Origin of the sequence: Lutimaribacter marinistellae, from assembly GCF_042648365.1 — a bacterium.
Classification (GTDB): domain Bacteria; phylum Pseudomonadota; class Alphaproteobacteria; order Rhodobacterales; family Rhodobacteraceae; genus Lutimaribacter_A; species Lutimaribacter_A marinistellae.
Window position 1 is genome coordinate 651,958 of record NZ_JBHRXI010000001.1, and the last position, 6,191, is coordinate 658,148.

A 6,191-nucleotide genomic window follows, 5' to 3' on the forward strand; every position below is an offset into this window, starting at 1 on the left:
CCAACTCGAAAATCGGTTTTGGGAACAGTCTTAGGACAGTTAGCCTTAAGAAATCGCAACCGGCGTCACGAGAGCCTGATGCCAGCATCCTTCATGGTAGCGGTCGCCACCGCCAATGAGCCATCAAGATCGATCGCGCGACAAGCATCCATGACGACATCGACATCGAAGCCGAGGCGCGCACCATCCACCGCCGAAAATTGCACGCAAAAATCTGTAGCCAGTCCAGCCAATGTAATTCGCTCGATACCACGTGTGCGTAGATATCCCTCCAACCCAGTCGGCGTAGAGCGATCGTTCTCGAAGAATGCGGAATAGCTGTCGATATGCCGGCGGAATCCCTTTCGCAGGATCAGGTCTGCATCTGTCCTTAGGGCAGGATGAAACTCGGCACCGGAACTGTCCTGAACGCAATGGTCGGGCCACAGGACTTGTTGGCCATAGGGCATTTGAACCGTTTCGAACGGATCTTTACCTGAATGGGACGTTGCAAAGGATGAATGGCCAGCAGGGTGCCAATCTTGCGTAAGAATAACCGCTTCGAATGCGCCCATCATCGCGTTGATCCGTTCCACCACCTCATCCCCGCCCGGCACGGCAAGGCTTCCGCCAGGGCAGAAATCGTTCTGAACGTCGATCACGATGAGGGCATGGTTCATGGCTTGGCTCCTTTCTTTCATCGGTAGATACGGCGTGGACCCGCGTCAATCCGGGCTCTTGCGCACATCAACCGCCGCATCTAGATCGCAGCCATGCACACCATCGCCGCTCTTTACCATTTCACACGCTTTGACGAACCTGCCAGCCTGAAGCCCTCGCTTCTTGACCTGTGCCTACGCGAACAGGTCAGTGGGAGCTTGCTCTTGGCACGCGAAGGCATCAACGGAACGATCGCCGGCCCGCGCTCTGGTGTCGACCGAGTTCTGGCACATATCCGCGCCCTGCCCGGATGTGCGGATCTGGAGTGGAAAGAAGCGAGTAGCGAACACGCACCTTTTGGAAAAATGAAAGTGCGTGTGAAGTCCGAAATCGTCACCATGGGCCAGCCGGATGTCGATCCGCGTGCCAAGGTTGGGCATTATGTCGAACCGCAGGACTGGAACGATTTGATCCGGTCCGACGATGTCGTCGTCATCGACACGCGAAACGACTACGAGGTTGCCATCGGTACCTTCGAAGGGGCCGTCGATCCGCATACCGCCAGCTTTCGCGAATTTCCGGCATGGTGGGAGGCGAACAAGGACCGCTTTCACAATAAGCGGGTCGCGATGTTTTGCACTGGTGGGATACGGTGCGAGAAGTCCACGAACTTCCTGCTGGGCCAGGGTGTCGAGGATGTCTATCACCTCAGGGGTGGAATTCTGCGCTACCTCGAAGAGGTCCCGGCCCAAGACAGCACCTGGCAGGGAGAGTGCTTTGTCTTCGACAATCGCGTCTCGGTCGGGCATGGCTTGGTCGAAGGGCCACACGAACTGTGCCATGGGTGTCGGCGACCAATCCTGCCCTCGGATCGCAACCGGCCAGAGTACGAGCATGGTGTGTCGTGCCACCAGTGCATCAACGAGACATCAGACGAAGACAAGATCAGGTTCCGCGAGCGGCAAAAGCAGATACGCCTCGCCCGAGAACGCGGAGAGGACCACCTTGGCAACGTGCAACTGCGCTGACTATTAAGAGCGGTTCCGGTCGATCCAGTCCGACATCAGGGTCTTGTCCCGAAAACACTCAGGCGGCACCTGACGCCGTTTCAGCCGGGCAATGCGTTCGGCAAAGGCGACCTGTTTTCCACTGGGATACCGTCCGAACCGTGAAGCGCCGACGGTCTGCGAGTCGATCCATGCAGACAATGTGCGGCGATCTCTCTGCGCCTCGATCGGAATCGACAAGGAACGCCGTTTCGCAATGGCACGCGCATATTGCAGCTGCCGTTCGGTTACTGGAAGCAAGTGATAATCGTTGCCGGGCCCTTCCAGCGCGGCGATATCAGACATACGGGCCATGAGAACATCCTCCGTATCATGTTCACCAGATATAGAACATAAAGTGAACATTTTCAAGGTGAGGTCATTCGCACGGGGATTTCTCTGCTGGATATTTTTTGACGGTGGCGACATGGTGCCGCGAAACCCATAAGCAATGCGGAACGACCATGTCCAAGATCACAGCAGAACTTCTCTCCGAAATTCGCAGCCGTTTCGCGCAGGTTGAGGACTGTCCTGTGCAGGGCCCGCGCGTCTTTTTCGAGAACGCCGGCGGCGCGCTGACGCTCGAGTCGGTCGTCGCCACATCAATGAAGTACGCCGCAATCCCGGATAATCAGGGGCGCGACAACCCCGGCAGCCATGAACTGGTGCGTGTGATCCAGAAGGCGAAAGAGGACATGCGCGTTCTTATGAATGCGAGTTCCGGCCAGTTCTTCGTAGGAGAAAGCGGGACCGAACTTCTGTTCCGTTTGATCATGAACGCCTGCCTTGGAACCGGGGCTGGCATCGTTCTGGGGTCGACACTTGAACACCCTGCCACGCGCAGTGCCTGTGCCCGTTGGTCGAAGATCGCCGGGCAAGAGCATGTTCTCATCCCCCACGACGATGCAACAGGTACCATCGCCGCCGATGCCTATGCAAAGGCGGTGACACCTGACGTCAAGGTTGCGACCATTCTGCATACGTCACCCGTGACAGGGATGGGTGTAGATGTAGCGGCGGTTGCACAGGCGATCCGGGCAGTCGCACCAGAAGCCATCATAATCGCGGATGGCATCCAGCATGCAGCGCACGGAAGAATCGACATCGACGCCTACGACATCGATGGGTATGTGATTTCGCCCTACAAGATGTTTTCGCGTCACGGCTATGGTCTTGCATGGATATCGGACCGTTTGACGGCCTTTCCACATGATGCATTGATCGGCGGTCCTTCGGACAATTGGGAAATGGGTACGCGCGACACCGGCGCCTACGCCACATTGTCTGACGTGGTCAGTTACCTCGATTGGCTGGGCCGTGAGGTTTCCGGTTCATCCGACGCTCGCGACCGCATCGTGGCCGCCGGCGAAGCGATCCACGATCAGGAGCGAACCTTGACCGAAGCGATGATCAAGGGAACCGGCAACCTGGCCGGACTTGGTGACATGCCGAAAGTCACCATAATCGGCGGAACCGACAACCCCGCCCGCGAAGGTCTTGTATCTTTTTGGGTCGAAGGAGTCCCTTCCGCGGACGTCGTCGCAAAACTGAACGCGAACGGTGTGCGAACGCACCTTCGTAAAGCCGACCATTACTCGGGCAACATCCTTGAGCCGTTGAAACGGGACAGCTGCATCCGAGTATCGATGTGTCACTATAATTCCACCCAAGAAGTCGCACAGTTCCTCACAATCATGCGCGAGATTGCGGCCTGAAATCGCAACACGCCGATTCCTGATCCCTAGCTGTCGAAAACTGGTTATCCGCGCGCCGCGGCTGTCGTTAGTCTCCACCATGACACTACGCGGAGACACGCCATGAAAACCCATGCTCAGGCCGTCGTGATCGGCGGCGGCCTCGTCGGCTGTTCAATCCTCTACCATCTGGCGAAACTCGGCTGGACCGACGTCATCCTGTTGGAGAGGGACGAACTGACCAGTGGTTCGACCTGGCATGCCGCGGCAAACATCCACGGACTACACGACAACAACAATGTCACCCGCATCCAGCATTATACGATGAACCTCTACAAGGAGCTGGAGAAAGAGACAGGACAGGGTTGCGGCGTGTTCCAATCCGGATCGCTTTATCTCGCCAAAACCGAAGAACGCGAACATCAGTTGAGGCTTCAGGAGTCAAAGGCACGGTTCTATGGCCTCAACTTCTACGAAGTGAGCCGAGAGCAGGCAAAAGAACTGCACCCGCTTGCGCAGTTCGACGATATCCGCTGCATCATGTTCGAACCCGATGGCGGAAACGTCGACCCCTCGGGAGTAACGCACGCCTATGCCGCCGGTGCACGTGCGATGGGCGCCGAGATTGAGCGGTTTTGTCCCGTGCTTGGCACAGAACAACAAGCCGATGGTTCCTGGATCGTGCGGACAGCCAAAGGCGACATTCACACGCAATGGGTGGTCAATGCAGCCGGTCTTTGGGGCCGCGAAGTTGCGGCGATGGCCGGCCTGACCTTGCCCTTGCAGCCGACTGAACATCAGTATTTTGTCACCGAAACCATCCCGGAAGTCGCCGCACTGGGAAAGCGGCTGCCGTCGATCGCCGACCGCGATGGAGAGTACTATTTCCGGCAGGAAGGCAATGGCTTCCTTATCGGTGCCTACGAAAAGGATGTACGTCTCTGGGCCGAACGCGGCACGCCTTTGGACTTTGCCCATGACCTGTTTCCGGATGACCTTGACCGGATCATGGAAAACGTCATCCGTGCGACCGAAAGAGTACCTTGCGCTGCTACCGCTGGTGTCAAACGCGTCATCAACGGCCCGATGATCTGGTCACCGGACTCCAACGCCCTTTGGGGGCCGGTACCGGAACTGCAGAACTACTTCTGTTGCACCGGTATCATCCCCGGTTTCTCGCAGTCAGGCGGTTTGGGCCTTTTGGCCGCGCAATGGATGATCGAGGGTGAACCCCAATATGACATGTTCGCGTGGGACCTGGCTCGTTTCGACGACTGGGCCGACACGGCGTTCACCAAGGCGCGTGTTCAAGACCAATACGCCCACCGTTTTGCTATCCATTTCCCGAACGAAGAGCGGAGTGCGGGCCGCCCGGCCCGTGTGCGCCCTGCCTACGAGATGCAGAAACAGATGGGATGCGTGCACGGCTTGAATTGCGGTTGGGAACACCCCCTGTGGTTCGCCAACGAACCCGGCGTACAAGAGACAAATGGTTTCACCCGGCAAAACTGGTGGGAACAGGTCGGTCGCGAAGCGAAGATGCTGCGTGACTCGGTTGGCGTGATCGACAACTCCAATTTTGCGAATTACGTGATCAAGGGTAGGGGTGCGCGGGAGTGGCTGGACTCCCTCGTGGCCAATCGCGTACCCGACGTGATAGGCCGGTCCTGTCTGACCCCGTTGATCTCGACCCGCGGTGGCGTTGCGGGAGATTTCACCATCACCAAGGTCGAAGAAGACGAATACATGATGATCGGCTCCGGCATGGCCGAGCGATACCACCAACGCTTCTTCAAGATGGTCGACATGCCAGCCGGTACGACATTGGAAGTCGCTACCGATCGAATTGCGGGTTTCAACGTTGCCGGGCCCAAGTCGCGCGAGTTGCTCCAGAGGTTGACGAATGCGGATCTCTCCAACGAAGCCTTCCGTTTCATGAGGTCGCGTACGATCGACGTGGCCGGAGTGACTGCTCTGGCGATCCGCGTGTCATTCACTGGTGATTTGGGCTGGGAACTTCATTGCGACCAGGCCGATCAGGTGCGCCTCTACTCAGCCCTTCTGCAAGGCGCCAAGGAGCTCGGCGGCGGGCCAGTCGGTGGACGCGCGCTGGGTTCGTTGCGGATCGAGAAGGGTTATGGGTCGTGGGGACGCGAATACAGTCAGGAATACTGGCCACAGGAAGTGGGCCTTGCCGCGCTCATCAAGCTTGAGAAAGACTTTCTGAACAAAGAGGCCTATCTTCGGGTAAAGGACAATCCTCCTCGAGAGATACTGCAAGTCTTCGAAGTCGACGCTGCGAATGACGCCGATGCTAGCGGTGGCGAACCGGTTTTTTCACCTCAAGGTGAACCAATCGGACGCGTCACATCAGGAGCCTATGGGTATCACGTCGGCAAATCGTTGGCTTTGGGCTACGCCAACCCTGAGATCGCGAGGCCCGGCGACGAGGTGGAGATTTTCATCCTGGGTCGACCGCACAAGGCGCGTATTCTGGAACGCCCCCCATTTGATCCAGACGGGCGTCGTTTACGATCGTGAAGTCTATGGCGCACCTGATCAGACCCACCTGTCGGAGCTCTACCGGAAGAAGGTTTCGGATCTGGCAGAGACGCTGGCCGATCCGGAGATCCGGACGCAGGCTCTGGAGATCGTGCGGGGTCTGATCGAGCGGGTTTCGGTTCGGCACGACGAGGAAGGCGTCACGATCGGGTTTGAGGGTGCGTTGATCTTGATGCTTTTGTTTTTACCGCGAACGCAGGGAGCCGCCGTTGGGCGGCTTGCGCGATGAAAGTGGTTTCGGGAGGGCGCT

At 57.8% G+C, this 6,191-nt stretch carries 6 protein-coding genes; 4 read left to right on the forward strand and 2 right to left on the reverse strand.

Annotated elements, in window-relative coordinates:
* Positions 1-65: 65 nt before the first annotated feature.
* A complete protein-coding gene (gene pncA / locus ACFORG_RS02935) occupies positions 66-659 on the reverse strand; it encodes a bifunctional nicotinamidase/pyrazinamidase (RefSeq protein ID WP_386733878.1) in 594 nt (197 codons plus the stop codon).
* Between the two features lie 93 nt (positions 660-752).
* Here pncA and trhO point away from each other — a divergent pair, with 93 nt between their 5' ends.
* Complete coding sequence (gene trhO, locus ACFORG_RS02940) at positions 753-1,667, forward strand: oxygen-dependent tRNA uridine(34) hydroxylase TrhO (RefSeq protein WP_386733879.1); 915 nt, start codon at positions 753-755, stop codon at positions 1,665-1,667.
* A gap of 3 nt (positions 1,668-1,670) precedes the next feature.
* Here trhO and ACFORG_RS02945 read toward each other — a convergent pair whose 3' ends face one another.
* The gene (locus tag ACFORG_RS02945) at positions 1,671-2,000 is read right to left on the reverse strand and encodes a hypothetical protein (protein ID WP_386733880.1); all 330 of its coding nucleotides are present in this window, start codon (positions 1,998-2,000) and stop codon (positions 1,671-1,673) included.
* Positions 2,001-2,149: 149 nt separating this feature from the next.
* Between ACFORG_RS02945 and ACFORG_RS02950 the strand changes: the two genes are divergently transcribed.
* The 3 genes from ACFORG_RS02950 to ACFORG_RS02960 all read left to right on the forward strand — a co-directional run bounded on the left by ACFORG_RS02950 (position 2,150) and on the right by ACFORG_RS02960 (position 6,170).
* Positions 2,150-3,400 carry an aminotransferase class V-fold PLP-dependent enzyme gene (locus tag ACFORG_RS02950; RefSeq protein ID WP_386733881.1) on the forward strand — a complete coding sequence of 417 codons (1,251 nt, stop codon included), beginning with the start codon at positions 2,150-2,152 and terminating at the stop codon, positions 3,398-3,400.
* A gap of 102 nt (positions 3,401-3,502) precedes the next feature.
* The gene (locus ACFORG_RS02955; protein ID WP_386733882.1) at positions 3,503-5,920 is read left to right on the forward strand and encodes a GcvT family protein; all 2,418 of its coding nucleotides are present in this window, start codon (positions 3,503-3,505) and stop codon (positions 5,918-5,920) included.
* Positions 5,889-6,170 carry a hypothetical protein gene (locus tag ACFORG_RS02960; RefSeq protein ID WP_386733883.1) on the forward strand — a complete coding sequence of 94 codons (282 nt, stop codon included), beginning with the start codon at positions 5,889-5,891 and terminating at the stop codon, positions 6,168-6,170. The genes ACFORG_RS02955 and ACFORG_RS02960 overlap by 32 nt, the downstream gene beginning before the upstream one ends.
* Positions 6,171-6,191 lie beyond the last annotated feature (21 nt).